Annotated in this window: 26 protein-coding genes, 1 tRNA gene and 1 other RNA gene; 8 read left to right on the forward strand and 20 right to left on the reverse strand. The window is 71.0% G+C overall.

Annotation, left to right across the window (positions count from 1 at the left end):
- Positions 1 to 17: 17 nt before the first annotated feature.
- The gene (locus ABZ406_RS01980; RefSeq protein ID WP_357755345.1) at positions 18 to 488 is read left to right on the forward strand and encodes a YbaK/EbsC family protein; all 471 of its coding nucleotides are present in this window, start codon (positions 18 to 20) and stop codon (positions 486 to 488) included.
- Positions 489 to 585: 97 nt separating this feature from the next.
- Entirely contained in the window at positions 586 to 1299 is a 714-nt protein-coding gene (locus ABZ406_RS01985) for an RICIN domain-containing protein (RefSeq protein WP_357755348.1), read from the forward strand.
- Positions 1300 to 1347: 48 nt separating this feature from the next.
- Here the strand turns inward: ABZ406_RS01985 and ABZ406_RS01990 are convergent, their stop codons facing one another.
- Positions 1348 to 2652, reverse strand: a complete 1305-nt coding sequence (locus ABZ406_RS01990; RefSeq protein ID WP_357755351.1) for an MFS transporter — start codon at positions 2650 to 2652, stop codon at positions 1348 to 1350.
- Positions 2653 to 2705: 53 nt separating this feature from the next.
- Between ABZ406_RS01990 and ABZ406_RS01995 the strand changes: the two genes are divergently transcribed.
- Positions 2706 to 3713 (forward strand): helix-turn-helix domain-containing protein, encoded by a 1008-nt coding sequence (locus ABZ406_RS01995; RefSeq protein WP_357755354.1) that lies wholly within the window; start codon positions 2706 to 2708, stop codon positions 3711 to 3713.
- A gap of 369 nt (positions 3714 to 4082) precedes the next feature.
- On the opposite strand, the gene ABZ406_RS02000 is transcribed toward ABZ406_RS01995, so the two are convergent.
- From ABZ406_RS02000 to ABZ406_RS02035, 8 genes are all read right to left on the reverse strand, one after another.
- On the reverse strand, positions 4083 to 4547 hold the full coding sequence (locus tag ABZ406_RS02000; protein WP_357755357.1) for a hypothetical protein: 465 nt from the start codon (positions 4545 to 4547) through the stop codon (positions 4083 to 4085).
- A 28-nt stretch (positions 4548 to 4575) separates the two neighbouring features.
- The gene (locus ABZ406_RS02005; protein ID WP_357755359.1) at positions 4576 to 6528 is read right to left on the reverse strand and encodes a VWA domain-containing protein; all 1953 of its coding nucleotides are present in this window, start codon (positions 6526 to 6528) and stop codon (positions 4576 to 4578) included.
- A 2-nt stretch (positions 6529 to 6530) separates the two neighbouring features.
- Complete coding sequence (locus tag ABZ406_RS02010; RefSeq protein WP_357755362.1) at positions 6531 to 7991, reverse strand: sigma 54-interacting transcriptional regulator; 1461 nt, start codon at positions 7989 to 7991, stop codon at positions 6531 to 6533.
- 63 nt (positions 7992 to 8054) lie between these two features.
- Positions 8055 to 9131, reverse strand: a complete 1077-nt coding sequence (locus tag ABZ406_RS02015; protein WP_357755364.1) for a hypothetical protein — start codon at positions 9129 to 9131, stop codon at positions 8055 to 8057.
- 75 nt (positions 9132 to 9206) lie between these two features.
- The gene (locus tag ABZ406_RS02020) at positions 9207 to 9857 is read right to left on the reverse strand and encodes a response regulator transcription factor (RefSeq protein WP_350861883.1); all 651 of its coding nucleotides are present in this window, start codon (positions 9855 to 9857) and stop codon (positions 9207 to 9209) included.
- Positions 9854 to 11098, reverse strand: a complete 1245-nt coding sequence (locus ABZ406_RS02025) for a histidine kinase (RefSeq protein WP_357755366.1) — start codon at positions 11096 to 11098, stop codon at positions 9854 to 9856. Before ABZ406_RS02025 ends, ABZ406_RS02020 begins: the two co-directional genes overlap by 4 nt.
- Before the next feature lie 55 nt (positions 11099 to 11153).
- A complete protein-coding gene (locus ABZ406_RS02030; protein WP_357755369.1) occupies positions 11154 to 11660 on the reverse strand; it encodes a hemerythrin domain-containing protein in 507 nt (168 codons plus the stop codon).
- The gene (locus ABZ406_RS02035; protein ID WP_357755371.1) at positions 11657 to 12637 is read right to left on the reverse strand and encodes an aldo/keto reductase; all 981 of its coding nucleotides are present in this window, start codon (positions 12635 to 12637) and stop codon (positions 11657 to 11659) included. The genes ABZ406_RS02030 and ABZ406_RS02035 overlap by 4 nt, the downstream gene beginning before the upstream one ends.
- A gap of 70 nt (positions 12638 to 12707) precedes the next feature.
- Here ABZ406_RS02035 and mgrA point away from each other — a divergent pair, with 70 nt between their 5' ends.
- Positions 12708 to 13703, forward strand: a complete 996-nt coding sequence (gene mgrA, locus ABZ406_RS02040) for an L-glyceraldehyde 3-phosphate reductase (RefSeq protein ID WP_357755373.1) — start codon at positions 12708 to 12710, stop codon at positions 13701 to 13703.
- 26 nt (positions 13704 to 13729) lie between these two features.
- Here mgrA and ABZ406_RS02045 read toward each other — a convergent pair whose 3' ends face one another.
- The gene (locus ABZ406_RS02045) at positions 13730 to 14641 is read right to left on the reverse strand and encodes a lytic polysaccharide monooxygenase (RefSeq protein ID WP_357755375.1); all 912 of its coding nucleotides are present in this window, start codon (positions 14639 to 14641) and stop codon (positions 13730 to 13732) included.
- A gap of 362 nt (positions 14642 to 15003) precedes the next feature.
- Between ABZ406_RS02045 and ABZ406_RS02050 the strand changes: the two genes are divergently transcribed.
- The 3 genes from ABZ406_RS02050 to ABZ406_RS02060 all read left to right on the forward strand — a co-directional run bounded on the left by ABZ406_RS02050 (position 15004) and on the right by ABZ406_RS02060 (position 17131).
- Complete coding sequence (locus ABZ406_RS02050; RefSeq protein ID WP_030490864.1) at positions 15004 to 15126, forward strand: 50S ribosomal protein L36; 123 nt, start codon at positions 15004 to 15006, stop codon at positions 15124 to 15126.
- 178 nt (positions 15127 to 15304) lie between these two features.
- Positions 15305 to 16600, forward strand: a complete 1296-nt coding sequence (locus ABZ406_RS02055) for a hypothetical protein (RefSeq protein ID WP_357755377.1) — start codon at positions 15305 to 15307, stop codon at positions 16598 to 16600.
- Positions 16601 to 16690: 90 nt separating this feature from the next.
- The gene (locus ABZ406_RS02060) at positions 16691 to 17131 is read left to right on the forward strand and encodes a DUF4913 domain-containing protein (protein ID WP_357755379.1); all 441 of its coding nucleotides are present in this window, start codon (positions 16691 to 16693) and stop codon (positions 17129 to 17131) included.
- Between the two features lie 97 nt (positions 17132 to 17228).
- Here the strand turns inward: ABZ406_RS02060 and ABZ406_RS02065 are convergent.
- Positions 17229 to 17301 (reverse strand) — tRNA-Ala (locus ABZ406_RS02065).
- Positions 17302 to 17389: 88 nt separating this feature from the next.
- Positions 17390 to 17980, reverse strand: coding sequence for a YqgE/AlgH family protein (locus ABZ406_RS02070; RefSeq protein WP_030490862.1), 591 nt, complete (start codon positions 17978 to 17980; stop codon positions 17390 to 17392).
- A gap of 322 nt (positions 17981 to 18302) precedes the next feature.
- Between ABZ406_RS02070 and mdlC the strand changes: the two genes are divergently transcribed.
- Positions 18303 to 19898, forward strand: coding sequence for a benzoylformate decarboxylase (gene mdlC / locus ABZ406_RS02075; protein WP_357755382.1), 1596 nt, complete (start codon positions 18303 to 18305; stop codon positions 19896 to 19898).
- 6 nt (positions 19899 to 19904) lie between these two features.
- Here mdlC and ABZ406_RS02080 read toward each other — a convergent pair whose 3' ends face one another.
- The 8 genes from ABZ406_RS02080 to prfB form a co-directional block, all read right to left on the reverse strand.
- A complete protein-coding gene (locus tag ABZ406_RS02080; protein WP_357755385.1) occupies positions 19905 to 20840 on the reverse strand; it encodes a hypothetical protein in 936 nt (311 codons plus the stop codon).
- A gap of 44 nt (positions 20841 to 20884) precedes the next feature.
- Positions 20885 to 21394: a hypothetical protein gene (locus ABZ406_RS02085; protein WP_357755387.1), complete on the reverse strand. Its 510-nt coding sequence runs from the start codon at positions 21392 to 21394 to the stop codon at positions 20885 to 20887.
- Between the two features lie 163 nt (positions 21395 to 21557).
- Positions 21558 to 21704 (reverse strand): hypothetical protein, encoded by a 147-nt coding sequence (locus ABZ406_RS02090; protein WP_357755388.1) that lies wholly within the window; start codon positions 21702 to 21704, stop codon positions 21558 to 21560.
- A 463-nt stretch (positions 21705 to 22167) separates the two neighbouring features.
- Positions 22168 to 22543, reverse strand: a transfer-messenger RNA (tmRNA) gene (gene ssrA / locus ABZ406_RS02095).
- Positions 22544 to 22647: 104 nt separating this feature from the next.
- Positions 22648 to 23127, reverse strand: a complete 480-nt coding sequence (gene smpB / locus ABZ406_RS02100; RefSeq protein WP_357755389.1) for an SsrA-binding protein SmpB — start codon at positions 23125 to 23127, stop codon at positions 22648 to 22650.
- A gap of 148 nt (positions 23128 to 23275) precedes the next feature.
- Positions 23276 to 24151: a permease-like cell division protein FtsX gene (ftsX, locus tag ABZ406_RS02105; protein WP_357755390.1), complete on the reverse strand. Its 876-nt coding sequence runs from the start codon at positions 24149 to 24151 to the stop codon at positions 23276 to 23278.
- Positions 24152 to 24218: 67 nt separating this feature from the next.
- Positions 24219 to 24899 (reverse strand): cell division ATP-binding protein FtsE, encoded by a 681-nt coding sequence (gene ftsE, locus ABZ406_RS02110; RefSeq protein WP_357755392.1) that lies wholly within the window; start codon positions 24897 to 24899, stop codon positions 24219 to 24221.
- A 118-nt stretch (positions 24900 to 25017) separates the two neighbouring features.
- Positions 25018 to 26139 carry a peptide chain release factor 2 gene (gene prfB, locus ABZ406_RS02115; RefSeq protein ID WP_357755393.1) on the reverse strand — a complete coding sequence of 374 codons (1122 nt, stop codon included), beginning with the start codon at positions 26137 to 26139 and terminating at the stop codon, positions 25018 to 25020.
- Between the last annotated feature and the right edge of the window lie 73 nt (positions 26140 to 26212).

Below are 26212 nucleotides of genomic sequence, written 5' to 3' on the forward strand. Positions count from 1 at the left end.
CGGCTACCCTGGCGGTCATGCCATCGCCAGCGATCACCGCCCTGGACGCCGCGCAACTCCCGTATCGGCTGGTCAGCCACGGTGCCGTCGGCAGTCTCGCGGAGGCCGCCGCCGTCCGGGGCGTGGCCGTCCCGGACGTGGTCAAGACGATCGTCGTACGGCGGAGTGAAGACGATCACCTGTTCGTGCTCACCCCCGGCGACCGGGTCATCTCCTGGCCCAAGCTGCGCGCCCTGCTCGGGGTGCACCGGCTCTCCATGCCGGACGCGGCGGGCGCCCTGGCCGCCACCGGCTACGAACGCGGCACCATCACCCCGTTCGGCGCGAGCACTGCCTGGCCGGTGGTCGCCGACCAGCGGCTGCGCGGCCGGGAGATCACCCTGGGCGCCGGCGAGCGGGGTCTCGCCATCGCTGTCGACGCCGACGCCGCGATCGCCGCCCTCGACGCCACAGTGGCTGACGTCACCGACCCGCAGCCCACCCGTTGAGCCGCGCCACCCGGAGTCACGCCACCAGTTGAGCCGCGCCCGGCCGCCGCACCGCCGGGCTGGCTCCGGCCCGACCTCGTGAGTGAGGATGACGGGTATGTCCGCGCCCGAGGAACGCCCCGACCCCGCCGGCACCGTCTACGGCGGTCACCGGGCACCGCGCTCCGGGATGCTGGCCGACCCGTTGCTGCGGGTCGCGGTGGCGGTCGGGGTCGTCGGCGTACTCCTGGGGGTCGTCTTCGCCACCGGGCTGCTCGACGGTGGCGACGAGCCGGCCGTGCCGGCGTCACTCGGTACGCCGTCCAGCCCGGCCCAGCCCACCGCGCCGGCCGGCGAGCCCACCCCTACCGCAGCGGCCGAGCCGTCACCGACCCCGTCGGCCAGCACGCCGGCCGCCCCGCCCACCGGGCCCCGGGTGCTGCGCGCCGGCTCGGGGCTCTGCCTGGGGCTCGACGGTGACGGCGAGAAGGCCAAGGCCGAGTTGGCGGTGTGCACTGGCGCCCCGGAGCAGCAGTGGGTGGTCAACCCGGCCGGCGCGGACGTGGTGTCACTGAAGAACGCCGCGTACGGGCAGTGCCTCGACGTCGAGGGCGGCAGCCGGGACGACGGCGCGCGGTTGCAGCAGTTCCCCTGCCACGGCCAGGCCAACCAGCAGTGGCGACTCGCGGCGACCGGCACCGGCCCGGTGCTCCTCGTCGCCGCGCACAGCGGCAGGTGCGCCCAGGCCGACGACGACGCCGTCGAGGCCGGCGAGGACATCCGGCAGCGACAGTGCGACGGCCGGCCGGCCCAGCAGTGGACGGTGAGCTGACCGGCCGACGCGTCGCACGTCCCGTGCGGCCGTCAGGTTCAGCGCGGTTCAGCCCCGGAAGCTCCACGCCCGGGGCGCGGTCGCGGCGACGAGCACGGCCTCCGGCGCCGGTCGACCCGGTCGTCGGCGCAGCAGCAACGACAGCCCGGCCGCGCCGATCGACAGCGCGCCCGCCACGTACCAGGCCATCGCGTAGTCGCCGAGGCGGTCCCGGACCAGCCCCGCGCCGGTCGCGGCGATCGCCGCGCCGAGTTGGTGCGCGGCGAACACCCAGCCGAACACCACCGCTCCGGCGCCGCCGAAGTATTCCCGGCACAGCGCCACGGTCGGCGGCACGGTGGCCACCCAGTCCAGGCCGTAGAAGATGATGAACACCAGCATGCTCGGCTCGGCGGTGCCGGAGAAGAGGCTCGGCAGCACCAGCAGGGACAACCCGCGCAGCGCGTAGTACATGCCGAGCAGCAGGCGGCTGTCCACCCGGTCGGTGAGCCAGCCCGAGGCGATGGTGCCGACGATGTCGAAGAGACCCACCAGGGCGAGCAGGCCGGCCGCCGTGGTCTGGGCCATGCCGTGGTCGTGCGCGGCCGGCACGAAGTGCGTACCGACCAGGCCGTTCGTGGTCGCCCCACAGATCGCGAACCCTCCGGCCAGCAGCCAGAACGGTCGGGTCCGGGCCGCTGTGGTCAGCGCGCCGAGCGCCCGGGACGCCGCGCCGCCCGTCGGCGGCGGGGCCGCGACGACATCTGTCGCACCGTAGGCGGGCAGCCCGAGATCCGCCGGGTGCTCGCGCAGCAACCAGACCACCAGGGGTACGACCGCCAGCGCCGCTGCGGCCACCACGAGCGCTGCCGTACGCCACCCGTGGTCGCGGACCAGGATGGCGATCAGTGGCAGGAACACCAACTGTCCGGCCGCCCCGCCGGCGGTCAGCACTCCGGTGACCAGGCCCCGCCGGTGGACGAACCACCGTCCGGTGACGGTGGCCACGAACGCCAGGGCCATCGAGCCGGTGCCCAACCCCACCAGCACACCCCAGCAGAGCAGAAGCTGCCAGCTGGCGGTCATGAAGACCGTCAGACCGCTGCCCGCGGCGACCAGCAGCAGCGCCACCGACACCACCCGGCGGATGCCGAACCGGTCCATCAGGGCGGCCGCGAACGGCGCGGTGAGCCCGTAGAGCAGCAGATTGACCGACACGGCCGCGGAGATCGTGGCCAGCGGCCAGCCGAACTCCTCGTGCAGCGGGTGCAGCAGCACCGACGGGGTGGCGCGGAAACCGGCAGCGCCGACCAGCGCCACGAAGGCGACGGCGGCGACCAGCCAGGCGGGATGCAGACGGCGGTTCTTGGTCACGGGAATCAGTCTGAGCCGGCCCACCCACCTCGACGAGTGGCCGGAAAGCCATGATGCGCAATAATCGGGCCATGAGCGTTCGCCCGCACCGGATCGCCGTCCTCGCGCTGCACCAGGTGGTCGGCCTGGACCTCGGCACCCCGTCCCAGGTCTTCAGCACCGCCCGAGCCGCCGACGGCACACACTTCTACGACGTCCGGGTCTGCACACCGGGCGGGCTGCCGGTACGCAGCACCGCCGGCTTCCAGGTGGTCCCCGACCACGGACTGGAGTTGCTGGACACCGCCGACACCGTGATCGTCCCGGGCATCCACGACGGCACCGCCCTGACGTCGGGCACCGCCGACCCGGAGGTGACCGGCGCGCTGCGCGCCGCGTACGAGCGGGGTGCCCGGATCATGTCGATCTGCACCGGGGCGTTCGTGCTCGCCGCCGCCGGGCTCCTCGAGGGGCGGCGGGCAACCACCCACTGGGCGTACGCCGAGCAGTTCCGCCGCCTGCACCCCCGGGTGGACCTCGACCCGGGTGTGCTCTTCATCGCCGACGACCGGGTGCTCACCTCGGCCGGAGTCGCCGCCGGCATCGACCTGTGCCTGCACGTCATCCGCCTCGACCACGGCAGCGAGGTGGCCAACCGGGCCGCCCGCCGTTGCGTGATGCCGCCGTGGCGCGACGGCGGTCAGGCCCAGTACATCGAGCAGCCGGTGCCGAAGGCGACCGACACCAGCACGGCAGGCGCCCGGGAGTGGGCGCGGCAGCGGCTGCACGAGCCGATCGCGCTCCGCGACCTGGCCGAACAGGCGCGGATGAGCGTGCGCACCTTCACCAGGCGCTTCCGGTTGGAGACCGGCCTGAGCCCCGCCCAGTGGCTGCTCCAGCAGCGCACCGACCACGCAAGGCTGCTGCTGGAGACGACCGACCTCACCATCGACCAGATCGCCCACCGCTCGGGTTTCGGCACCACCGCCGCCCTGCGCCAGCAACTCCATCAGCGCATCGGCGTGGCCCCGTCCACCTACCGCCGCACGTTCCACCCTCGCCCCGCCCTAGCCAAACCCTGACCCGCGCCTTACCCCACACCCCCACCCCCACGCCACACCCGACACCCCGCACCCACCCCGCCCCGCCCCGGCCCGCCCCGCCCCGGCCCGCCCCGGCCCGGCCCGGCCCGGCCCGGCGATCTTGCATTTACTGTCGTTCAAATGCCCGGTTAAGCCGCTTTTTCCGGCACCGAAAGTGCAAGATCGACGGAGAGCTTGGAGTGAGAGTGGGTGGGGCAACGAGCGTGATGTCTGTGAGTCATCACGATGACTCACAGACATCACGCTCAATATGGCAAGACCCCCGACACTCTGCGCCACGCCGCCACACCGCCACGCCGGCCGGCCGAGGGCTTCTCGGGGCCGTTCGGGCCGAGTGTCTTTGGCCGCTCAGGGGCGGAGTTGGTGCAGTTGGGACTGGTGCTTGGGTAGGTGCACACGGGTGTGCAGGTCAAGCGTCCGCGACCAGGGCAACGGCTCGTCGACGATGAGGTCGAAGCCCTCGCGCAGGTGCGTCTCGACCGGGGTCTCCGCGGCCAGACCGAGCTGGTCGACCAGCCCGCACAGCCGGTCGCTGGTGCCGTGCAGCAGCGCGGTCAGGCCACGCAGGCCACCCTGTTCGGCGGCGAGCGCGTCGAGTTGCGGGCGGTGCATGCCCTCTTCCAACTCGTAGTAGGCGAAGGGCGACCCGGCCAGCAACGCCTCGGTGGCCTGGATCATCAGCTCGTCGTTGGCGACCAGATGCGCGACGATCTGCTCGGCGCTGAGCTGCCCCTCCGGAGCCGGACCGAACCCGCCGGCGTCGACCTCCGCGAACAGGGCACCGTAGGCCCGCCGCAATCCCCCGCTCTCCATCCCCCCAGTCAACCCGCCCCACGGCGGCTTAGCGGCGGGATTGGCGGGAGCGGAGATAGTCGCTGACCACGTACTCGCCCAGGTCGTCGGTGTCCGGGGTGAACATGCGGCCCCGGCTGCGGCGGGCGACCGCGTCGACGAAGCGCCGTAGGCCCGGGTCGTCGCCGAGCATGAACAGGTTGAGCGTGGCACCGTAGCGGCTCAACCGATCCACCTCGCGGACCGTCGCCTCGATCGTCTCCGGCAGTGGCGGCCAGTGGAACAGCGCCTCCCCGTCTTCCGGGTCCAGGTGGGCGGTCGGCTCGCCGTCGGTGACCACGAGCACGATCGGCTCGGCGTCCGGGTGGCGGCGCAGGTGCCGGCCCGCCAACCGCAGCGCGTGCTGAAGGTTGGTGCCCTGCTCCATGTCCGGCTCCACGGCGGCCAACTCCAGCTGGGTGAGCGTCATCGCCTCCCGGCCGAAGCCCACGATCTGCAGGGCGTCCTGCGGGAAGCGGGTCTCCATCAGGTGCGCCAGCGCCAGCGCCGTCTGCTTCATCGGCCCCCAACGACCCTGCGAGATCATCGAGTACGACAGGTCCACGCAGAGCACCACAGCGGCCGAGGCCCGCTTCTCGGTCTCCACCACCTCGAAGTCGTCCACGGCGAGTTGCACCGGGACCGTCGGCCCGGCCCGACTGACCGCCCTGGTCAGCGTCCGGACCACGTCCAACGGCTGTTCGTCGCCGTACTCCCAGGGCCTGGACGCGCCACTGACCTCGCCCGCCGCACCGGCCGAGCGCAGGTCGTGCTGGCCGCGTGGCCCGGCGGTCAGCTCGGCGAAGACCTGCCGTAGCGCGGTCCCGCCGAGCCGGCGCAGCGCCTTCGGGCTCAGGGTGAGCCCTTCCGCGTCCCGGCTCACCCAACCCTGGCGGCGCAGCTCCCGTTCCAGGTCGCGCAGCCGGCGAACGTCGTCTGCCGTGTCCCGGCCCAGCGTGCGGGACACCGCGTCGACGTCCACGTCGTCGAGCGTCGCCCCGGGGTGTTCCTGCTCGAGCTGGTCCAGCAGGTCGTCCAGGTCACCGATCTCACCGAGAGCGCCGGCCGCGTCGGCGTAGTCGAGCGGCTGGTCACCGCGGACCCGCTCGCCCCTCCCCCACCGCAGGTCGGGTCGCAGTGCCCGCAGGTTCGCGTCGAGCGCCGACAACTCCCCCGCGAGGCGGTCGCCCAGCGACTGCTGCATGAGGCCGGCCAGCTCGGCGCGCTGCCGCTCGGAGAGCGAGTTCATCAGCCGCTCACCGGCCGCCGCCCGACGGGCCAACACGTCGATCAACTCGTCGACGGTCTCCGGCTTCTCCGGGAAGAAGTCACCGTGCCGGCGCATGAACTCGGCGAACGCGTCGGTGGTGTCCTCGGCGCGACCGTGCCGGGCCAGCAGGTCGTTCAGGTCACTCATCATCTCGGCGAGCCGCTGCTGGGCGGCCGGGTCGGCGGAGGCGCGAACCGCGTCGCGCAGCCCGGCGAAACGCTGGCCGAGCACGTCGTCACGGAGTTGGTCGAGGATCTGCTGGTACGAGCGGCGGGCGTCGTCGCTGGCCCACTGGTAACCGGACAGCTCCTCCACCGCCCGAGCGGTGGAGCGGGGCAGATTGTCGAGCACCGCCTCGGCGAACCGGGCGGCGTCGTCGTCGCGACCCCGCAGCTCGTCCCGCTCGGCGGCGAGCGCCTGGTCGAGCAGCGCCCGGGCCCTGGTCACCGCGCCGTCCAGATCGCCCCTGCGCAGCGCCTCCCGGCGCAGCCGCCGAGCCCGGGCGGCCAGGTCGTCAAGGCCACCCCGCCCCTGCGGGCCCCGGCGCAACAGGTCACGCAGCGCCTCCCGCAGGCTGCCGCCGGCCAGCACCTCGGCGCCGACCGCGTCCACCGCCTCGCGCACGTCGTGCGGGGGTGCGAGCGGGTCGGGCCCGCCGTTCCACTGCCCGTAACGGAACCGGTTGCCGGCCACGGTCAGCCCCGGCCGCCGTAGACGGTGCGCCCCGAGTCGGTGACGTCCTTGCCGAGCCTGCGGGTCAGGTGCAGCCCTTCCAGCACGAACTCGACGGCGGCGGCGGCCTCCTCCGAGGTGGGCGCGTCACCCAGGTCGAGCCGGTCCAGGACCTTCGCCAATCCGGGTACGGTGCCGACCTGGCGCAGCAGCTCGGCGGCGCTCACCAACTCGCCGGTCTCGATCGCGGCGCCGTCCTCGACGAGCGCGGTGAACCCGGACAGGTCCAACCCGGCCAGGTGGGCCCGGAACGTCTCGGCTGTCGCGGTACGCAGCAGGTGCGCGAGGATTTCGGTCTCCCGACCCTCCTCGCCGCTCTCGAACTCGACCTTGCCCCGCAGCGTGCTGGTCACCGACACCGCGTCGCCGACGCGGGCGACGGCGGCCTCGGGGCGTCCCTCCGGGGTGCCGGGGGCGGCGAGCAGCCCGGCCCGACGCAGCGCGGCACCGGCGACCGTCTCGGCGGCGGCGATGGCGAATCGGGCGGAGACACCGGAGCGCGGGTCCACCGACGGCGACTCCCGGACGGCGCGGGCGAAGCGGGCCAGCACCTCCAGGACGTGTTCCGGAACATCGGCGACCAGGTCGGCCTCCTGGCGGATCAGCGCCAGCTCCAACTCCAGGTCGACCGGGTAGTGGGTGCGGATCTCCGCGCCGAACCGGTCCTTGAGCGGGGTGATGATCCGACCCCGGTTGGTGTAGTCCTCCGGGTTGGCGCTGGCCACCAGGAGCAGGTCCAGTGGCAGCCGCAGCTGGTAGCCGCGCACCTGGATGTCCCGCTCCTCCAGCACGTTCAGCAGCGCCACCTGGATGCGCTCGGCCAGGTCGGGCAGCTCGTTGACGGCGAAGATGCCCCGGTTGGTGCGTGGCACCAACCCGAAGTGGATGGTCTCCGGGTCGCCGAGGGTACGGCCCTGGGCGATGCGGATCGGGTCGACGTCACCGATCAGGTCGCCGACGCTGGTGTCCGGGGTGGCCAACTTCTCGCCGTACCGCATCGAGCGGTGCAGCCAGCCGATCGGCAGGTCGTCGCCGGCCTCGGTGACCTGGGCGCGGGACGCCGGGGTGAGCGGGTGCATCGGGTGCTCGTTGAGCACCGAGCCGGGAAGGACGGGGGTCCACTCGTCGAGCAGCGCGCCGAGCGAACGGATCAGCCGGGTCTTGCCCTGGCCGCGCTCGCCGAGCAACACCATGTCGTGCCCGGCGAGCAGAGCCCGCTCGACCTCGGGCAGCACGCTGTCGTCGTAGCCGACGATGCCGGGGAAACGGGTCTCGCCGGACCGCATCCGGGCGAGGAGGTTGTCGCGGAGTTCCTGCTTGACGGTGCGGTACTGGTGACCGGCCGCCCGTAGCGCGCCGAGCGTGCCGGGCAGGTCGGCCGGTGGAACCGGGATTACCGGGTTAGGCGCAGTCACCCGACCCACGCTAGCTCACGTTTGCAGGGGCGCCCCGGGCATCCGGGGGCACCCCCACTCCCACCACCACCCTCAGCCCTGGTCGCAGCGCCGGCAGGTGTCACGCCGCCGCAGGTGGTACGCGTAGGCGGCCGCGCCGAGTGCCACGCCCCACACCGGCCAGAGCAGCATCGGCGCCCCGGTGATGCTCAACCCGCCGGTCAGCCGCCAGAACTGGGGATTGCTGAGCAGCCCCAGCGAGGCCGCTGTCACGGAGATGGCGACAAGGGTGGCCGGCACCACTGCCAGCTTCACCGGCACCCGACGGCCGGCGAGACCGAGCATCCAGCGCGGGAACCGCTCGCCCCAGCGTTGCACCAGGCCGAGGGTGAGGATCGCGCCGACGGTGGCGAAGGCGGCCAGCCCGAACCCGGCCCAGACCAGCCCGGTGTCCTGCATCTCGGTCAGGAACTCGCGGGAGATGCCGAGCGGGATGCCGGCCGCCCAGGCGAACCGGGTGAACGCGTACGTCAGGGGGATGGCCGCGGCGATGCCGGCGGCCCGTCGACCCCAGCGGGTGGCGGCGGCCGGGGTGGTCCACCGCTGGCCGGTGTCGGCGCGGCCGCAGCCGACGCAGGCCCCGGCGGTGCGGCGCTGCCAGGTGAGCACCGCCCCGACCAGCAGCAGCCCGCCGATCAGTGCCGCGAACCGGGCGAACAAGGCCCAGGTGAAGACGTCGGAGTAGTCGATCGGCGGCCAGCCGAACGGCGCCCCGACGATGAGGATCGGCAGGTAGCCGAGGACGATGAGCACCCGGACGTCCGGTACGACAAGGATGAGGACGAACGCGACAGCCCAGGCGTAGCCGGCGAGCAGTGCCCGCAGCGGGCCGGGTGGGCGTGCCGCCGGGCGGCTCATGGCCAGGGCGGCCACCGCGGCGGTGAGGAGTACGCCGGCGAAGAGCGGGGTGGCCACCTCCACCGGTATCAGGCGCAGCAGGCTGACGTCGCCGCCGTGGCTGTCGTTCGGGCCGAACGGGTAGCCCGCGCCGGTGAGGGTGCCGATCAGGGCGAGTACGCCCCACAGGCCGAGCCAACCGGCGGCCAGTGGGGCGAGCCGGTCCGGCCAGCGGGAGTCGGTACGCGGTCGGGGGGCAGTGATCGTCGTCATGCTCCCAGCCTGGCCGGACGGCCCGTCGGTTCCCTCCCGGAGAGCGGTGAACCCGGTCCCCGGTCGAGGGACCGATCAGCCCGACGGGGTGACGAAGCCGGACTCGTACGCGGCGATGACCGCCTGCGTACGGTCCCGGACGCCCAGCTTGGCCAGGACGTTGCCGACGTGGGTCTTCACCGTCTCCACCCCGACCACGAGGTGCGCGGCGATCTCCGGGTTGGACCGGCCGGTGGTCATCAAGCGCAGTACCTCGGCCTCCCGTTCGGTGAGCCGGGCGGCGGTCAGTCGGTCGCCGCCCGCCGGTCCGTACGCGCCGACCAGCTGACGGATCGCGGCCGGGAAGAGCAGCGACTCACCGGCGGCGACCACCCGGACCGCCTCCACCACCTCGGCGGGCCGGGCCCGTTTGAGCAGGAAACCCGAGGCGCCGGCGCGCAGCGCCTCGTAGACGTACTCGTCGTTGGCGAACGTGGTGACCACCAACACCCGGGGCGGGTCGGCGGAGGTGGCCAGCAGGTGCCGGGTGGCCTGGATGCCGTCGATGCCGGGCATCCGGACGTCCATCAGCACCACGTCGGGCCGGTGCCGGGCGACGAGCGGCGGCACCTCGGCACCGTCGGCGGCTTCGGCGAGGACGTGCAGGTCGGGTTGGGCGTCGATGATCGCCCGCAGCCCGATCCGGATCAGCTCGTCGTCGTCGACGATGAGCACCCCAGTGGTCATCGTGACTCCTCGTAGGGCAGGCGGGCCCGGATGAGCCACCGGTCGCCGTCCGGGCCCACGGAGAGCCGGCCGCCGAGCAGCAGCACCCGCTCCCGCATGCCGTCCAGACCTCGACCGCCGCGCCCCAGCCGGGCCCGTCGGGGGTGGCTCACAGTGTTCACCAGTTCCAGCTCCAGCGCGTCACTGTGCAGGTCCAGGCGTACCGTCACCGGCCCGTGGCCGTGCCGGGCCGCGTTCGTCAGTCCTTCCTGGACGATCCGGTAGCCCTCCCGGGAGACCGCCGCGGGCACCCGGGTCGGGTCGCCGGCGCGGTGCGCGTGCACGGCCAGGCCGGCCGCGCGGGCGTCGGTGACCAACCGGTCCAGGTCGGCGAGGGTACGCTGCGGCGCCACCACCGGCCTGTCGCGTCCGTTCTCCCGGAGCAGCCCGAGCACGTGGTCGAGGTCGTCCATGGCTGTCCGCCCGACGTCCTCGATGGCGGTGAGCGCCCGCCGGACGAACTCGGGGTCGGTGTCGAGGACCTCGCGGGCGGCCCCGGCCTGGAGGGTCGCCACGGTCAGGGCGTGGCCGACGGAGTCGTGCAGCTCGCGGGCCAGCCGGTTGCGTTCGGCGAGCCGGGTGGCCTGCGCTTCGAGGGCGGCGATCCGTTCTGCCTGGGCCGGGCCGAGCAGCACCGGTGCCATGGACCCGGCGAGCGCGCCGAGCCCGGCGACGGCGTAGCCGAGGCCGACCAGCAGGAGCACCCCGGTCACTGTCAGCCATCCGCTGTCCTGCCCGTCCAGCGGCCCGAACTGTTCGCGGCTGGTCAGCTCGGTGCCGACGCCGAACTGTTGGGCGATGAACGCCAGCGCCATCGGCAGGGCGCTGAACAGCGCGATCATCACCAGCGCGCCGACGATCAGGTGGGTGGCGATCCAGAGCGCGCTGCGCAGCCGGGTCTCCCGGTCACCGTGGTGCTCGGGCGCGGGGTCGGGCAGGTCGACACCGAGCAGGGCCCGAACGGCGGCGATCTCCAGGGCCCGGCTGCCGTCCACCAGCAACGGGACCACGGCGATCAGCAGGGCGATGACGAGCAGCACGTAGACGAGTGGGCGGGGGATCGTCGAGTCGGCGAGCAGTTCGGCGAAGGTCACCGCGAGCAGCCCGTACGGCAGTGCCAGCACCCCGCCGAGCAGCAGGAACACGCCGCGCCGCCAGGTGGTGCCGGCGACCAGTGGGGCCAGCACCGCTCGGAGAGTCACAGCGTCATTCTGCTGCCCGGTTCGGTCCCGGCGACTCCCCCGCGTCGGGGAGATGTCAGCGGTGGTCGGCCACGTACTGCTGCGGGTCCTTGTCGCGAAAGGCCAGGTTGCGGCCGAACTTGTGCTCGCCGTAGAAGGTCAGCCAGCGTTGGCCCAGCTCGGCGCGGAGTTCGGTGCTGGCGTGCCGGCGGAAGTCGGGAAGCGCCTCGTCCTCTTCCTCGGCGAGGTGTTCGCTGTTCTCCCGGCGGGCCGTGCCGACCGCTTCCCACCACTGATCCGAGCCGACCGGGTGCAGTTTCGCCTCGGCGATGGCGTCGCGGATCTTGTTGTGGTCGCCGATCGCGTCGGCGGTCTCGTCCTCGCCGTCGTCGCCGTGTTTGACCAGGTGCGGGTAGAGGATCGCCTCCTCCGCTTCGGCGTGGATGTCCAGGTGCAGGGCGAGGGCGTCCCAGATCGCGAGCATCTCCTGCTCGTCGCGGGCGTCGTCGAGGCGGGCGAAGCCACGGCGGAAGGCGGCGTGGTCGTCCAGGATCAGCGCGGTGATGTCGTCCACTGTGCTCACTTCTCGGTTGTTGTGGCGAACCGGGCACGCAGCATCGCCGGCATCGCGGCGAGTCCGGTGATCGGGCGGAAGCGTTTCGCGGCCTCGGCGAGCGCCGCGTACTCGTCGTCGGCGAGGTCGATGTCGGCGGCGGCGGCGTTGCGTTCCATCTGCTCGACCCCGGACGCGCCGGGGATGGCGAGCACGTTGGGGTGGCGCAGCAGGTAGGCCAACGCGATCTGACTGGGGGTGGCGTCGTGGGCGGCGGCGACCTGACGCAGGGTGTCGATCAGCGCCGCGCCGCGTTCCAGGTTCTCCGGCAGGAAGTACGGGTTGGCGCGCCGGACCGTGCCGGTCGGCGGGTTCTTCGCGTCGTAGCGGCCGGAGAGGAAGCCCTGCGCGAGCGGGCTGTACGCGATGACCACCCGACCGGCCTGCCGCGCGTAGGGCAGCAGGTCCTGCTCGGGGGCGCGGTCCAGCATGCTGTAGCGGACCTGGTTGCTGAGCACCCGCCGACCGAGCGCCGCTTCGGCGACCTGCCAGCGGCGCAGCCCGTAGTTGCTCACGCCCACCTCGCCGACCAGCCCGACGTCCTGAAGGGAGCGCATGCCGCGCATCGTGGTGTGGTCGGCGACGAGCGGGTTGGCCAGGTGCACCTGGTAGAGGTCGATGCTCGTCACGCCGAGCCGGGCCGCCGAGGCGACCGCCCGCTGCTGCACCACAGCGGCCACCGGCAGCACCGGCAGCATCTTGCTGGCGACCACCACCTTCGGCCGGTCATCGCCGAGGGCCGCGCCGAGGATGCGTTCGCTGCGCCCGAAGCCGTAGACCTCGGCGCTGTCGAACACCGTCACGCCCAGCTCGACGGCCCGCCTGACGATCTGCGCCGCCTGCCGCTCGAAGTCCGGGCCGTACCCCCATTCCCGGGAGCCGAACTGCCAGGTGCCCAACCCGATCTTGGACAGCGGTTTGGGGGTGTCGAGCGCAAGGAAACGCATGGCGTCGAAACTACCCCGATGTCCCGGTTTCCACGCGCGATCCGCGCCGGGCCGAGCCGCAGCTAGGCTCATGATCGTGACCTACCTCGCCGCGGATGACCGCTACGACTCCATGACCTACCGGCGCAGCGGACGCAGTGGCCTGCGGCTGCCCGCCGTCTCGCTCGGCCTGTGGCACAACTTCGGCCCGGACCGCCCGTTCGAACGGCAGCGCGACATCGTGCGCCGCGCCTTCGACCTGGGCGTCACCCACTTCGACCTGGCCAACAACTACGGCCCGCCGCCCGGTTCCGCGGAGGAGAACTTCGGCCGGATGCTCGCCACCGACCTCAGGTCGTACCGGGACGAGCTGGTCATCTCCAGCAAGGCCGGGTACCTGATGTGGCCCGGCCCGTACGGCGAGTGGGGTTCGCGCAAGAACCTCATCTCGTCGCTGGACCAGTCGCTGGGCCGGATGGGGTTGGACTACGTCGACATCTTCTACTCGCACCGGTTCGACCCGGACACCCCCCTCGAAGAGACGATGGGGGCGCTCGACGCCGTCGTCCGCTCCGGTAAGGCGCTCTACGTCGGCATCTCGAACTACACCTCGGAGCAGACCACGCGGGCCGCCGCGATCCTGCGTGACCTGGGTACGCCGCTGCTGATCAACCAGCCGTCGTACTCGATGCTCAACCGCTGGACCGAGTCCGACGGCCTGCTCGACACGCTGGAGCAGGTCGGCGCGGGCTGCATCGCGTACAGCCCGCTGGCCCAGGGCCTGCTGACGGACCGCTACCTGGGCGGCATCCCGGCCGACTCGCGGGTGCGCACGAGCGTCTTCCTGAACGAGAGCGACCTCAGCGACGAGAAGATGGCCACCATCCGGGGGCTCGGCGCGGTCGCCGAGGGGCGCGGTCAGTCCCTCGCGCAGCTCGCGTTGGCCTGGGCCCTGCGGGACCCGCGGATGACCAGCCTGATCATCGGGGCGAGCAGCGTGGAGCAGTTGGAGACGAACATCGCCGCGCTCGGCAACCTCGACTTCACCGCCGACGAGTTGGCCGAGATCGAGCGCCACCTGGGCTGAGCACCGCCGGGCCCGGACGGGTCGGGTCACCAGATCCGGCGCCGCCCGGCCCGGTGGTTGCGCACCCCGCACTGCCGGCCCACCGGCGCGGCGGCGCTGCGGCGTCGCCGTCCGGCGCCGACCAGCAGCGCCAGGACCAGCACGGCGGCGACGCCGGCCAGCACCGGCCACCGGCGGCCGAGGTCGGTCACCGACGCCACCGGCACGCCCGGGTCGGCCGCCGACGCCACGACGGGCTCGGTGGCGGCCGGCCCACTCGCGGCGGTACGCGGCGCGCTCTTCTTCGCTGCGGCCTTCGACGGCGCGGCGGGGGCCTTGGCGCCCCGGAACACCACGTCCGAGCAGGAGTAGTAGGTGTCCGGGGTGTTGGAGTTCTGCCAGATCGTGTAGATCAGGTGTCGGCCGCTGCGGCCCGCCGGCAGCCGCCCCGCCAACTGGTACGCCCCGTCCCGCACGGGCGGGTCGGTGAGCGTCAGAAACGGACGCGACTCCAGATCTGCCCAGGTCAGCTTCCTACGGGGGTCGTAGGCGGGGGTGGTGACGTAGAGCCGGAAGGTGCCCCGGTGCTCGATGGTGGTCCGGTACCGGAAGGTGAACGTGGCACCGCTGGTCAGCTCGGTGCTCGGCCAGTCGGAGCGGGGCAGATCCAACCCCCGGTACGCGGACAGCCCGCCGCTGCACAACTCACCGTCCGGGATTCGATCCCGGTCTCGCCCGTTGATGGCGGCGACGCGTACGTTGTCCCATTCGCGCACCGCCGCGCCGGCCTGGATCGCCGCCCGGCAGGCGCTGGTGGCCGCGTACCGACCCTCGGGGCCGCAGGCCGCCGCGCGACTGATCGGGTCGGTCGGGGCACCGTGGGCGGCGGCGGGCGTGGCGGCCACTGGCACTGTCGCGGCTGCGACCAGCACCGTGGCGAGGAGCCGGCGTACGGGCATGAGGATGACCTCCGCCCAGTGGTACGGCTGAGGGACGGCAAAGGTTCGACGCTCGGCGGCCGGCTGCACCCGCGCCCGCGATCTTGCACTTTCTGCTCCGGCGAAAGGGGCATAAGTCGCTAACCGGCAACCGAAGGTGCAAGATCGGCGCGCTGGCTACCTGGACTTGTCGATCAAGGAGTTGTGGTGCCTGGTTTGGGAACATGTACGTGCTTTGTCGCCCACCACAACTCCTTGATCGACATGGGGCACGGGGAGCGACGAGGCGGCACCGGGGTGACGCCGTGTCTCGCTGACCCGGGAATCCTGCGGGTGGGTGTGGCGTTTCGATACTCGGAACCGCTTGCACCGAGGAGGCAGAGATGAAGGTACGTAGCTCGTTGCGTGCGCTGAAGCAGAAGCCGGGTTCGGTGGTGGTCCGCCGTCGCGGCCGGGTGGTCGTGGTGAACCGCGCCAACCCGCAGTGGAAGAGCCGCCAGGGCTGATCTAGCCCTTACCGGACATACAGTCACCAACGCCCCGACCGGGTCTTCCGGTCGGGGCGTTTCCGCGTCTCCCACCAAGAAATCTTGGTGCACCGGTGAACCGGCACCTCGGGTGGCCCGTAAGGCCGTCATCCTCGTTCCCCCAGGAACGCCGCTCCCGAGAGAAGAGAGTTCGAGAATGCCCAGAACCGACAGCCCTCCGGACGAGTATCAGGGTCAGCGCGTTGTCTATCAGGACACGAACATCGTCTATTCGGATCAGACCGCACCGTCGCCGTACCAGCAGGATGACCAGACGCCGTACACGGTCAGCACCAGCCAGTACTACCCGGATTACCGCACCCAGTACGCGGGCAGCAGCAGCCAGGCCGCACAACCGGGAGGCACCTCTGGCTCGGCCAGCCCGGACACGGTCTACTATTCGCTCTCTTCGGCCAGCGACGGGGAAGACCTCGCCCCGACCGCGCGAGAGAAGGAACGCCAGTGGCTCGCCGCCGAGAAGGCGAAGATCGACGAGATGCGGGCGGCGATTGAGAACACTGACGGGCGCTCACAGAGGGCGGCAAAGAAGGATTACGAAAAATACAAGAAAACCTCAGCGTACAAGGATTACCGGGATCGCAGGGCTGCCTTCAACCAGTCATCACCCTCTCGCAGCGACGCCCCAGCCAGCGAGATCGCTCCGTCGGACAGCCGATCGAGTCGCTCCTCCCCCCGCCCCGTAGGGGAATCCCAAGGCTACGAGTGGCAGCCATCGGCGTATCAGCCGACGGAAGTCGAAGTGCTTCGGACGAAGTATGGATACCCCGCACCCGAAACTGAGCTGCAGCAGTCGATGCAGAACATCATCATGTACACGAACGAGTGGGCCGGTAAGGGCTTGGCATACGCCATGCTCAACCCGGAGCGCAAGGAATGGTTGGCGGAGAACTGGGCGAAGATTCCCAAGGCCGCCATAGATAACATTTCTACCGCACTCACGACAGCAGATGCCGCGTTCAGCGGATCAAATTCCGCGACCGCGACCGCGATCCGCTACATGGCCCACGTAACGCAGGCGTACCAGAGCACCGCAGCAATCGGCAACTTCATGGAGTCGGCAGCCCAGGGCAGGTCCGGGCTGGATGCGTCGAAGAATTCCGCCCAGGCGATAGGCGTCGGCCTCGACTACGCCACGATGTTCAGCAAGCAACCAATTCTCGGCGCCGTCTCCGGCGCCTTCAAGGGCTTCGTCCAGCCCGGCGCGGAGGTTGTCACGCAGATCACCGAGAACCTTCACGACACCCATCTCCAGCAGAGAAACGCACGACGCGAGGCGGTCGGCGGCGGCCCGGCCGACCAGAACCTGTATGCGACCGGGTCGAACCTGGAGTCCCAGGGAAGAGACCGGATCCGGCGGGGTGGGAACGAAGCAGGCGAGCCACACATCACGCGGCCGCGCCGCGCGAAGGTTCACGCACACGGGGGCAGTTGATCCTCGACGTTTGACGATCGGCGCCGGGACGGCGCCCACCGGCCAGCCGTGCGCCGTCCCGGTGTCGCGAATCCCTGGAGAGCGAGAACGATGACGCAAGAGGTCACGCAGGAGGTGCAGAGCGCCGAGGAGTCTGCTGACGCGGCGAACGACGCTCCGAGGCCGTTCTTCATCCTGTATCTGAACGGGCCGGAGTACGTCGAGGAGCTTCGGCGGCTGTCGCGCTGGGTCGAGCAGTTGCTGCTTCCGGTCTACGGCCGGGAGGTGACCTCGGCGTCGCCCTGGTGCCCACGGTGGCGGGAGCATCCGGAGGCCATCGGGTACCTGCACGCGCTCTGGCTCGCCTGGCAGGACAAGACCGGGCCCAGGGCGACCATGCTGGGGCCGTTGGAGTGGCACCGGGACCATCTCCGGCCGATCATGGATGCGCTGGGGAGCCCGGACGGGCCGTTCGCCGGGTGCAAGCGGGGTGCTCACCGGGTCAAGGAGCGGCCGTTCGTCGACGACGACGGCTTCCTGTCCGCGAGGTGAGCGGAGCGGGGAGGGAGCTCCGCGAGCACGACTGTGACCAACGAAAGAAACAGGGTCCACCGACTTCTGTCGGTGGACCCTCCGTGCTGAACAAGGGTGGAGCCGAGGGGACTCGAACCCCTGACCCCCACACTGCCAGTGTGGTGCGCTACCAGCTGCGCCACGGCCCCTTGCTGTTTTCCCGGTCGCCCGGGCACTGGGAAACTATACACAGAGCGGCCCGCATGGTCATCTCGCGGGGTCCCCCGCCGGGACGGGTCAGTTGAGCGCCACGTCCGGCGGGAAGTGCGCGACGGCCGCCATCATGCCGCCCTGCCGACGCAGCACCATCGGCCACAGGTCGTCGGGTCGGTCGACGAAGGCGTCCCCGGGCAGCCCGTCGAGAACGAACCAGGACCCGTCGGCGATCTCCTGCTCCAACTGGCCGCTGCCCCAGCCGGAATAGCCGGCGAAGACCCGGATGCCGCCGATGCTCTCCCGCAGCCGCTCCGGGTCGACCGACAGGTCGATCGTGCCGACCGCCCCGGACACCTGGTGGAAGCCCTTCAACCGGCGCATCGGATGCCGCATCCGGGCGAGACAGATGGCCGAGTCGGGCTGCACCGGCCCACCCTCGAAGAGCACAGCCGGGTGGCGGGCCAGGTCGCTCCAGTCACCGAGCACCTCGGCCACCGGCACTTCGGTGGCCCGGTTCAGCACCACGCCGAGCGCGCCGCCCGGCTCGTGGGCGACCAGCAGCACCACCGTACGGTCGAAGTTCGGGTCCTTGAGCGCCGGAGTCGCGACCAGCAGCCGCCCGGTCATCGACTCCATCGCTCGTCCGCCGATCGCCTGGCCCTCTCCCTGCATGCCACACACCCGTCAACCGTGAACCCGCGCCGGGGGCCGGTCATCGACCGGATCCGCCCACCGCATCGGGTTCAGCCGCGCTGTCAACGCCATGCCTGGCACCATAGCCTGCGTGCTGGGCGGTGGCTAAGGTCTGACCGGCGGGTGATCGGACAGTTGCGACGGAGGTTTGACGCACCCGGCGGCGAACCTCCCGGAGATCACCGGATCGGGACCACCGACGCCCGCGAAACGCCCGAAAGGTCCGTCACATCCCGATAGATTCGGCTGATCGGGAGGGCGACCGCGGTTGCCCCTGCCCGCGACACGGAGGCGGGTGGCGATGGCAACTGTCCGGGACGCGACGTACGACGTGCTCCGTACGCTCGGCATGACGACTGTCTTCGGCAACCCCGGCTCCACCGAAGAGACGTTCCTTCAGGACTTTCCCGCCGACTTCCACTACGTCCACGCGTTGCACGAGGCGACGGCCGTCGCGATGGCCGACGGTTACGCCCAGGCCGCCGGAGTGGCCGCCCACGTCAACCTGCACACCGCCCCGGGCACCGGCAACGGCATGGGCAACCTGGTGACCGCCTGGCACAACAAGACCCCGCTCATCGTCACCGCCGGCCAACAGACCAGGGAGATGCTGCTCCTGGAGCCCCGGCTGGCCAGCCGCCGGGCCACCGAGCTTCCCCAGCCCTACGTGAAGTGGGCCTACGAGCCGGCCCGCGCGCAGGACATCCCCGCGGCGATGCTGCGGGCGTACGCGACGGCGGTGCAGCCACCGGCCGGGCCGGTCTTCCTCTCCCTGCCGATGGACGACTGGGCCCAGCCGGCCGACCCGCCGCCCGCCCCGCGAACGGTGGCCACCCGGTTCGCGCCGGACCCCGAGCGGTTGGACGAGTTCGTTCGGGTGCTGGCCGACAGCCGCAACCCGGTGCTCGTGTACGGGCCGGGGGTGGACCGCTCCGGAAGCTGGTCGACGGCTGTCGCGCTGGCGGAGCGGCTCGCCGCGCCGGTCTGGTCGGCGCCCGCCACCGAGCGGGCTGTGTTCCCCGAGGACCATCCGCACTTCCGCGGCGTGCTGCCGTACGCGATAGGTCCGCTCGCCGAGGCGCTGCGCGGGCACGACACGGTGCTGGTCATCGGCGCCCCGGTGTTCCGCTACTACCCGTACGTGCCGGGCGGGCACCTGCCCGACGGTGCCCGACTGCTGCACGTCACCGACGACAGCGACGAGGCCGCGCGAGCCCCGGTCGGCGACAGCCTGCTCAGCGACCCGGGGCTGGCCCTGGCCGCTCTTGTCGAACGGGTGCCGCCGGGTGACCGGTCACCACCCACGCGACGGGACAGTCTGCCACCGCCGGAGGTCGGCACCCCACTGAGCGCCGACGCCCTGTTCGCCGCCCTGGCCGCGCACTGGCCGACCGACGGTGTGCTGGTCCAGGAGTCCCCGTCCAACCTGTCCGCGCTGCGTCGTCAGCTGCGGATCACCAGACCGGCGTCGTACTTCACGATGGCCAGCGGCGGCCTCGGCTACGGCCTGCCGGCGGCGATCGGCGTCGCGCTGGCCGAACGGGACACCGGACGCGGTCGACCGGTGGTGGCGGTGATCGGCGACGGTTCCTTCCACTACTCGGTGCAGGCGCTCTGGACGGCCGCGCGCCTGGCCCTGCCGGTGGTGGTCGTCGTCCCGGTCAACCAGCAGTACGCGATCCTCAAGGCGTTCGCCGAACTGAAGCACACTCCCGGGGTGCCCGGCCTGGACCTGCCGGGGTTGGACGTCATCGCGATCGCGGCCGGCTACGGCTGTGCCACCCAGGTGGTGGAGACCCCCGACCAACTCGGCGCGGCGCTCGCCGCCGGGCTGCGCGCCGACCGTCCCACTGTGTTGCCGGTGCCGATCAGCACCGACGTGCCGAGCATCCTCTGAACCGGGTCAGCGTGGCGTGATCGCCAGCGGGGCACCGGTGAAGACGTCAAGCACCGGCCGGTTGCCCAGTGGCGCCGCGAGGGTGACGGTGACCGGCTCCAGTTTCAGCAGGTCGATACATTCGCCGGTGGCCCTGGTGACGCCGCCACCGACGACCACGACGTCCGGTCGTTCCCACACCAATGGTGTGATCCCCGTGTCGCACGCGCCGACGCCGAGTCGCACTGTCAGCCGGGTGCCGTCGACGGCGGCCAGGTTCTGGGCCGCCACCAGCCCGTCCGGCAGCGGCGGGGCCGGCGCGGTGGGCTCGGGGACGGGGGTGACCGCGGTCGGCGCGACGGCGAGCCGGACCACCGGCGTGGCCAACTCCTTGACGGTGAACAGCCAGGCCGGGACCTGCGCCACCCCACGGCTCGTGCGGACCGGCACGGCACCGAACGTGACAGCGGTGACGGTGAGCGGGAGGCAGGCGGTCTGCGTGCTGCTCGTGCCCCACCCGTCGGGTCCTGGTTCGACAGTGGGGCCACCCGGGGTGGGCCTCCCCTCCCGCTTCGGCCGCCCGGGACAGGGCAGTGGATCGCCCTGGTCGAGCTGCCGGTACGCCTCGGCGGCGCTGACCAACGGCAGCGTCAACCGTCCGTCCGGGAACTGGATCACGCCGCCGACCCGGGTGGGCGGTATCCCGACCTGCGCGCGATACCACCCGGCCCGGAAGGCCGCCTCGGTGTCGGGGGTGAAGCCCGGGTCGCCGGTGAGCAGTGTCGGCCCCTCCAACGGCACGTAGCCGGTGCGCCAGTCAGGGCCGGGCCGCCACGCCTCGGCGACCTGAGCGGCCCGCTCGTCGAACGCCTCCGCGTCGCGCGTGGGGCTGCCGGCGTCGGTAGCGGCACAGCCCGCCGTGAGCAGAAACGGGAGTACGAGCAGGAGAGCCGGTCGACGCATGCACGGTTCGACGCGTCCGCCGACCGGCAGGTTCCGACCTGGGCTCAGGTCTCCCCACCCAGATCCCTCTGGTACGCCTCCCAGAGCAGGTCGGCGCCGCGCCGCCGGTGCCGGGCCAACCTCCGCAGCAGTTGCCCGGCCCGATGCCGCAGCTCGTCGGGGTGCGACTCGGACCGCTCGGCGATCTGCTGGACCGCCAGGATCGCGGCGACGATCGCCGCGTGCTCCCCGGTCAGCAGCCGCACACCGTGGTCCAGTCGCGGCGACTGGGTGAGCAACTCCCGGTAGAGACCGGTGGGGCCCTCGGTGACCCGGACGTGCTCGGCGAAGCCGTGCCGCAGCGGACGCAGCCGCCGGAGAACGCCCTCGCGCCAGCGCGGCTCGGTGGTGGCGACGGCGACGGCCCGGCCGAGGGCGTGCACGTCGCCGGCAAGGCCAGCCGGCTGCGGCACGCCGGGTAGACCGCTGGGATGCGCGTCGGCGGAAAGCCCCGCCGACGGCGCGACGCGCGACCGGCCGACGAGTGACGGCTGCTGGACCGGACCAGTGACCATGGCACCTCCCGCGCGTTACTGCTGCTATCCCATACCGCGATGGTGAGGCTGCCCGGCCCACCCTGTCCAGGGCCCAGAAGCGCCCCAGCTGCCACATCGACCCCGCCAGCCCCGTTCTTGGCGCCCTGTGCGCCGCACAGGCCCCGCGCGACGTACGCCGGTGTCAGTCACCCGACGGACGCTCCGCCAGGCGGTGCAGGTGGTCGGCCATCGCGGACGCGTCGGCGTCCCGACCGTCGCCCGGCCGACCGGTCGTGATCGCCTCGGCAAGCGCCAGTAGCTCGGCGGGCGGCAGGTTGGGCAGCCCCATCGCAGCGCACCGCGTACCCGCACCCGGCTGCCGTCCAGCCAGGCCGCCGAGCGGAGCACCCGCAGCACGAGGTAGAGGCCGAGCAGGGCGAAGGGCAGACCACACAGGCCGATGAGCGGGCTCGGACCGGACTGGTGCGGATCAGCGGAGTCGCGTAGACCCGGCGGCAGCAACCCCGGAGGCAGATCGCGAGCCTCCTCATAGGAGGCGAACGCGTCACCCGGGCCGGTCAGCCGACGCAGCAGCCCGTCGGCGACGAGGGGCAGCACCACGAACGCCGCACCGACCACCGCGACGAGGACGCCGGCCAGCACCGCCACGATGCGCTGCCCCGGCGACGCCCCGACCGACAGGCGCAGCTCCTGGTTGGTCACAGGAGGCAGCGTAGGCGAGTCGCGTCGCCTGTCGTCCCCCGCGAACAACGAAGCGCCCCGGCTGGTGGGCCGGGGCGCGTCGTTCGAGGTGGTGGAGGTGCCGGGAATCGAACCCGGGTCCTTCGCCGGTTTGTCAGGGCTTCTCCGAGCGCAGCTCGCTGTGCCTCTACTCGGCCCCACCGCTCACGCGAGCAAGTTGGTGTGACGGGCCCAGTCGCTGATTAATCTCGCCGCACGGACCCCGCGACCGGGTCCGATTGGCCAGCCTCCTAGCTGATGCCGGCTACTGGGACGAAGGCGTTCCCAGGCCGACAGACTTAGCTACTCGCCTCAGGCGGCGAGAGCGAAGTCAGCGCGATTTTGCTTGGCGCTTATAAGTTTCCGACGACCGATTCTCGAGACGACGTCGGCTTCCTCGGCTCGCTTCCCCTGTCGCTGCGTACGAAGTCGAAACCAGTCACCCCCTCGACAGGCCGCCGATGTGGCGGCACTGACAAGACTAACGCCTGCCGCAACAGCTTTCATCCCGAGCCCCGGGCCGGCGCGCCGACCCGGACAAACGGGATGAACTAGTCGTCCATTCCCTTGCCGCGTCGACCGGACACCCGGGCGATCTCCCGGTCCGCGTCCCGCTTGGCGAGGTCCTGACGCTTGTCGTACGACTTCTTACCCTTGGCCAGGGCGATCTCGACCTTGGCCCAGCCGTCCGAGAAGTAAACCTGCAACGGGACGATGGTGAAGCCGCCCTCGCGGGTCTTGCCCAGGAGCTTGTCGATCTCGCCCCGGTTGAGCAGCAGCTTGCGGGTACGCCGGGGCTCATGGTTGGTCCAGGTGCCCTGCGTGTACTCCGGGATGTGCATCGAGTGCAGAAACAGCTCGCCGTCACGTTCCTGCGCAAACGCGTCGACGAGCGACGCTCGCCCGGCCCGCAGCGACTTGACCTCGGTGCCGGTCAGCGCCATGCCCGCCTCGTACGTGTCGAGGATGGCGTAGTCGTGACGCGCCTTCTTGTTGGAGGCGACCACCTTGCGCCCTTTTTCCCGTGGCATCGGTGCCACCCCCTTTCCTTCGTCACCGGCCGGGTTCACCCCGGCCGGACAACCGATCATGCTACCTGAACGACAAGGACCCTCCCGCGCCGTTTATTTCCGGCCGCGGGAGGGTCCTCGGGAGACGACGGGACGACCCGTACGGTGCCTAGACCCGCAGGTAGAAGCGCAGGGTGATCCAGGCGGTGCCCGCGCTGACCAGACCACCGACGCCCGCCATCAACGGGAAGATGAACAGGATGTCGCCCCAGGTGATCGGCGAGAGCAGACCCTGCAACGCGCTCAACGACCCGTCGAAGAGCAGATACTTCGCTGCGACCAGGGCGACCAGACCGAGCAGTGAACCGATCAGGCCGGCCACCACGGCCTCCAGCACGAACGGCGCCTGGATGAACCAGTTGGACGCGCCGACGAGCTTCATGACCGCGACCTCACGCCGCTTGCTGTACGCGGCGACCTGAATGGTGTTCGCGACGAGCAGCAGGGCGGCGATCGCCATCACGATGGCGGCGGCCAGTGCGATGTTCTGGATCGCGGTGAGGATGTTGAAGATCTTGTCGAGCAGTCGACTCTGGTCGATGATCTCCTCGACGCCCGCCGTGTCCTTGTACTGGTCGTAGACGTCCTTGTACTGCTCCGGGTTGTTCAGCTTGAGCCGGAACGCCTCCGGCAGCTGGTCCGGCTTGACGGCGTTCACCAGGTCCGGCGCGTCCTGGTACATCTCCTTGAAGCGCTTGTACGCCTCGTCCTTGTTGACGTAAAGGACGTCCTTCACCAGGGGGTCGCTGTCGAGCTTGGTCTGGAGTTCGGTGCGCTCCTGCTCGGTCACCTCCTGGGTCAAGAAGATCGAAACTTCGATGTTCTTGTAGTAGAGGTCCTTCATGTCGTCGACCTGGCGGTACATGAGACCGCTGGCACCGAGCATGGTCAGCGAGACCGCCATCGTGATGATCATCGCGATGGACATGGTCACGTTGCGCCACAGTCCGACCAGTACCTCGGACAGGACGTATTTCACGCGCATCGGGATTTCCTCCGGGTCTCCGGCATGAAGTGTTCGTCGTCAGGCTGCGCAGGGGTGGAGCGCCGGCTCACCCGTAGACGCCGCGGGCCTGGTCACGCACGACGCGACCGCTCTCGATCTCAACGACGCGGCGGCGCATCTGGTTCACGATGTTGGAGTCGTGGGTGACCATCACGACGGTCGTGCCGGTGCGATTGATCCGGTCCAGCAGACGCATGATCTCGATTGAGGTGTCCGGGTCCAGGTTTCCGGTGGGCTCGTCCGCCAGCAGGATCAGCGGACGGTTCACGAACGCCCGGGCGACGGCGACCCGCTGCTGCTCACCACCGGACAGCTCGTGCGGGTAGCGGTGCTCCTTGCCACCGAGCCCGACCAACTCCAGCACCTCCGGCACGACCCGGCGGGCAACCGCCTTCGTCTTGCCGATCACCTCGAGGGCGAACGCCACGTTCTCGTAGGCGGTGCGGTTGGGCAACAGCCGGAAGTCCTGGAAGACGCAGCCGATCGAACGCCGGAAGTGGGGTCGCTTCCAGGAGCGCATCGACGTGACGTCCTTGCCGTTGACGACGACGCGCCCCTTGCTGGGGGCCACCTCGTGCAGCAGCATTTTGATGATCGTGGACTTGCCGGAGCCGGATGGACCGATGAAGAAGACGAACTCGCCCTTCTCGATCGAGACGGACACGTTGTCGAGCGAAGGCCGGGACGCCTTCGGGTACGTCTTCGTCACTTGCTCAAGCTGAATCACGGGTGGTGAGTCTACGCGGTGTAACAACTGAGCCAAGCCCCACGCCCCGTCGAACGGGCGCGAGTCGTCGAATCAGGCTTCTACCTGGAGATCGACGACGCGCTCCGCCCACACGTCGTTACGCACCGTCGCCGGCGAGCTGCCGCTGCTTGCGCCAACGGATGCCCGCCTCGATGAAACCGTCCAACTCGCCATCGAAAACGGCGCTCGGATTGCCGGTCTCCTGCTCAGTTCGGAGATCCTTCACCATCTGATACGGGTGCAGGACGTAGGAACGCATCTGGTCGCCCCACGAACCGGCCGCGTTCTCCTTGAGCCCTTCGAGCTTGGCCTGCTCCTCCTGGCGCATGCGCTCCAACAGCCGGGCCTGGAGCACCCGCAGCGCGGAGGCCTTGTTCTGCAACTGGGACTTCTCGTTCTGGCAGGTCACCACGATGCCGGTCGGGATGTGGGTCAGCCGCACCGCCGAGTCGGTGGTGTTGACGCTCTGCCCACCCGGGCCGGACGAGCGGTAGACGTCGACCCGTACCTCGTTCTCCGGGATGTCGATGTGGTCGGTCTGCTCGGTGACCGGCAGGACCTCGACGCCCGCGAAGCTGGTCTGCCGACGGCCCTGGTTGTCGAACGGGCTGATCCGGACCAACCGGTGGGTGCCCGACTCGACGCTGAGCGTGCCGTACGCGTACGGCACCTTGACCGCGAAGGTGGCCGACTTCAGGCCCGCCTCCTCGGCGTACGAGGTTTCGTAGACCTCGGTCGGGTAGCCGTGCCGCTCCGCCCAGCGCAGGTACATCCGCAGCAGCATCTCGGCGAAGTCCGCGGCGTCCACACCACCCGCGCCGGCCCGGATGGCGACGAGCGCCTCCCGGGAGTCGTACTCGCCGGAGAGCAGGGTGCGGACCTCCATCTCCTGGATGGCCTTGGTCAGCCCGGTGATCTCCGACTCGACCTCGGTCAGCACGCCCGGGTCGGCTTCCGCCTCGGCCAGCTCCAGCAGCACCTTCGCGTCGTCGAGCTGGGAACGCAGGCTGCCCAGCCTGCTGATCTCGCCGTTGACGTAGGACAGCTGCGAGGTCACCTGCTGGGCCTTGGCCTGGTCGTCCCACAGGTCGGGGGCGGAGGCCTCCTGCTCAAGGCGGGCCTTGTCCTCGTGCAGACGGTCGATGTTGAGGACGGCCTCGATGTTTCGCAGGGTCGCGTCGAGTTCCTTGAGCTGTTCGGCGTAATCGGCAGCGGTCACGACAGACAAGCGTACTGCGCGGACGAGGAGTGAGCTTGCGAGCCCCGCAGGTCCGCGCCGAAACAGCTCTGCG

The organism is Micromonospora sp. NPDC005710 (assembly GCF_040630995.1).
Taxonomy (GTDB): domain Bacteria; phylum Actinomycetota; class Actinomycetes; order Mycobacteriales; family Micromonosporaceae; genus Micromonospora.

What these genes read in the sequence shown, in the direction of transcription:
- ABZ406_RS01980 (WP_357755345.1), top strand. Translation starts at nt 18, where the DNA reads ATGCCATCGCCAGCGATCACCGCCCTGGACGCCGCGCAACTCCCGTAT.
- ABZ406_RS01985 (WP_357755348.1), top strand. Translation starts at nt 586, where the DNA reads ATGTCCGCGCCCGAGGAACGCCCCGACCCCGCCGGCACCGTCTACGGC.
- ABZ406_RS01995 (WP_357755354.1), top strand. Translation starts at nt 2,706, where the DNA reads ATGCGCAATAATCGGGCCATGAGCGTTCGCCCGCACCGGATCGCCGTC.
- ABZ406_RS02000 (WP_357755357.1), bottom strand. Translation starts at nt 4,547, where the DNA reads ATGGAGAGCGGGGGATTGCGGCGGGCCTACGGTGCCCTGTTCGCGGAG.
- ABZ406_RS02015 (WP_357755364.1), bottom strand. Translation starts at nt 9,131, where the DNA reads ATGACGACGATCACTGCCCCCCGACCGCGTACCGACTCCCGCTGGCCG.
- ABZ406_RS02020 (WP_350861883.1), bottom strand. Translation starts at nt 9,857, where the DNA reads ATGACCACTGGGGTGCTCATCGTCGACGACGACGAGCTGATCCGGATC.
- ABZ406_RS02035 (WP_357755371.1), bottom strand. Translation starts at nt 12,637, where the DNA reads ATGCGTTTCCTTGCGCTCGACACCCCCAAACCGCTGTCCAAGATCGGG.
- mgrA (WP_357755373.1), top strand. Translation starts at nt 12,708, where the DNA reads ATGATCGTGACCTACCTCGCCGCGGATGACCGCTACGACTCCATGACC.
- ABZ406_RS02045 (WP_357755375.1), bottom strand. Translation starts at nt 14,641, where the DNA reads ATGCCCGTACGCCGGCTCCTCGCCACGGTGCTGGTCGCAGCCGCGACA.
- ABZ406_RS02050 (WP_030490864.1), top strand. Translation starts at nt 15,004, where the DNA reads ATGAAGGTACGTAGCTCGTTGCGTGCGCTGAAGCAGAAGCCGGGTTCG.
- ABZ406_RS02055 (WP_357755377.1), top strand. Translation starts at nt 15,305, where the DNA reads ATGCCCAGAACCGACAGCCCTCCGGACGAGTATCAGGGTCAGCGCGTT.
- ABZ406_RS02060 (WP_357755379.1), top strand. Translation starts at nt 16,691, where the DNA reads ATGACGCAAGAGGTCACGCAGGAGGTGCAGAGCGCCGAGGAGTCTGCT.
- ABZ406_RS02070 (WP_030490862.1), bottom strand. Translation starts at nt 17,980, where the DNA reads ATGCAGGGAGAGGGCCAGGCGATCGGCGGACGAGCGATGGAGTCGATG.
- mdlC (WP_357755382.1), top strand. Translation starts at nt 18,303, where the DNA reads ATGGCAACTGTCCGGGACGCGACGTACGACGTGCTCCGTACGCTCGGC.
- ABZ406_RS02080 (WP_357755385.1), bottom strand. Translation starts at nt 20,840, where the DNA reads ATGCGTCGACCGGCTCTCCTGCTCGTACTCCCGTTTCTGCTCACGGCG.
- ABZ406_RS02085 (WP_357755387.1), bottom strand. Translation starts at nt 21,394, where the DNA reads ATGGTCACTGGTCCGGTCCAGCAGCCGTCACTCGTCGGCCGGTCGCGC.
- ABZ406_RS02090 (WP_357755388.1), bottom strand. Translation starts at nt 21,704, where the DNA reads ATGGGGCTGCCCAACCTGCCGCCCGCCGAGCTACTGGCGCTTGCCGAG.
- smpB (WP_357755389.1), bottom strand. Translation starts at nt 23,127, where the DNA reads ATGCCACGGGAAAAAGGGCGCAAGGTGGTCGCCTCCAACAAGAAGGCG.
- ftsX (WP_357755390.1), bottom strand. Translation starts at nt 24,151, where the DNA reads ATGCGCGTGAAATACGTCCTGTCCGAGGTACTGGTCGGACTGTGGCGC.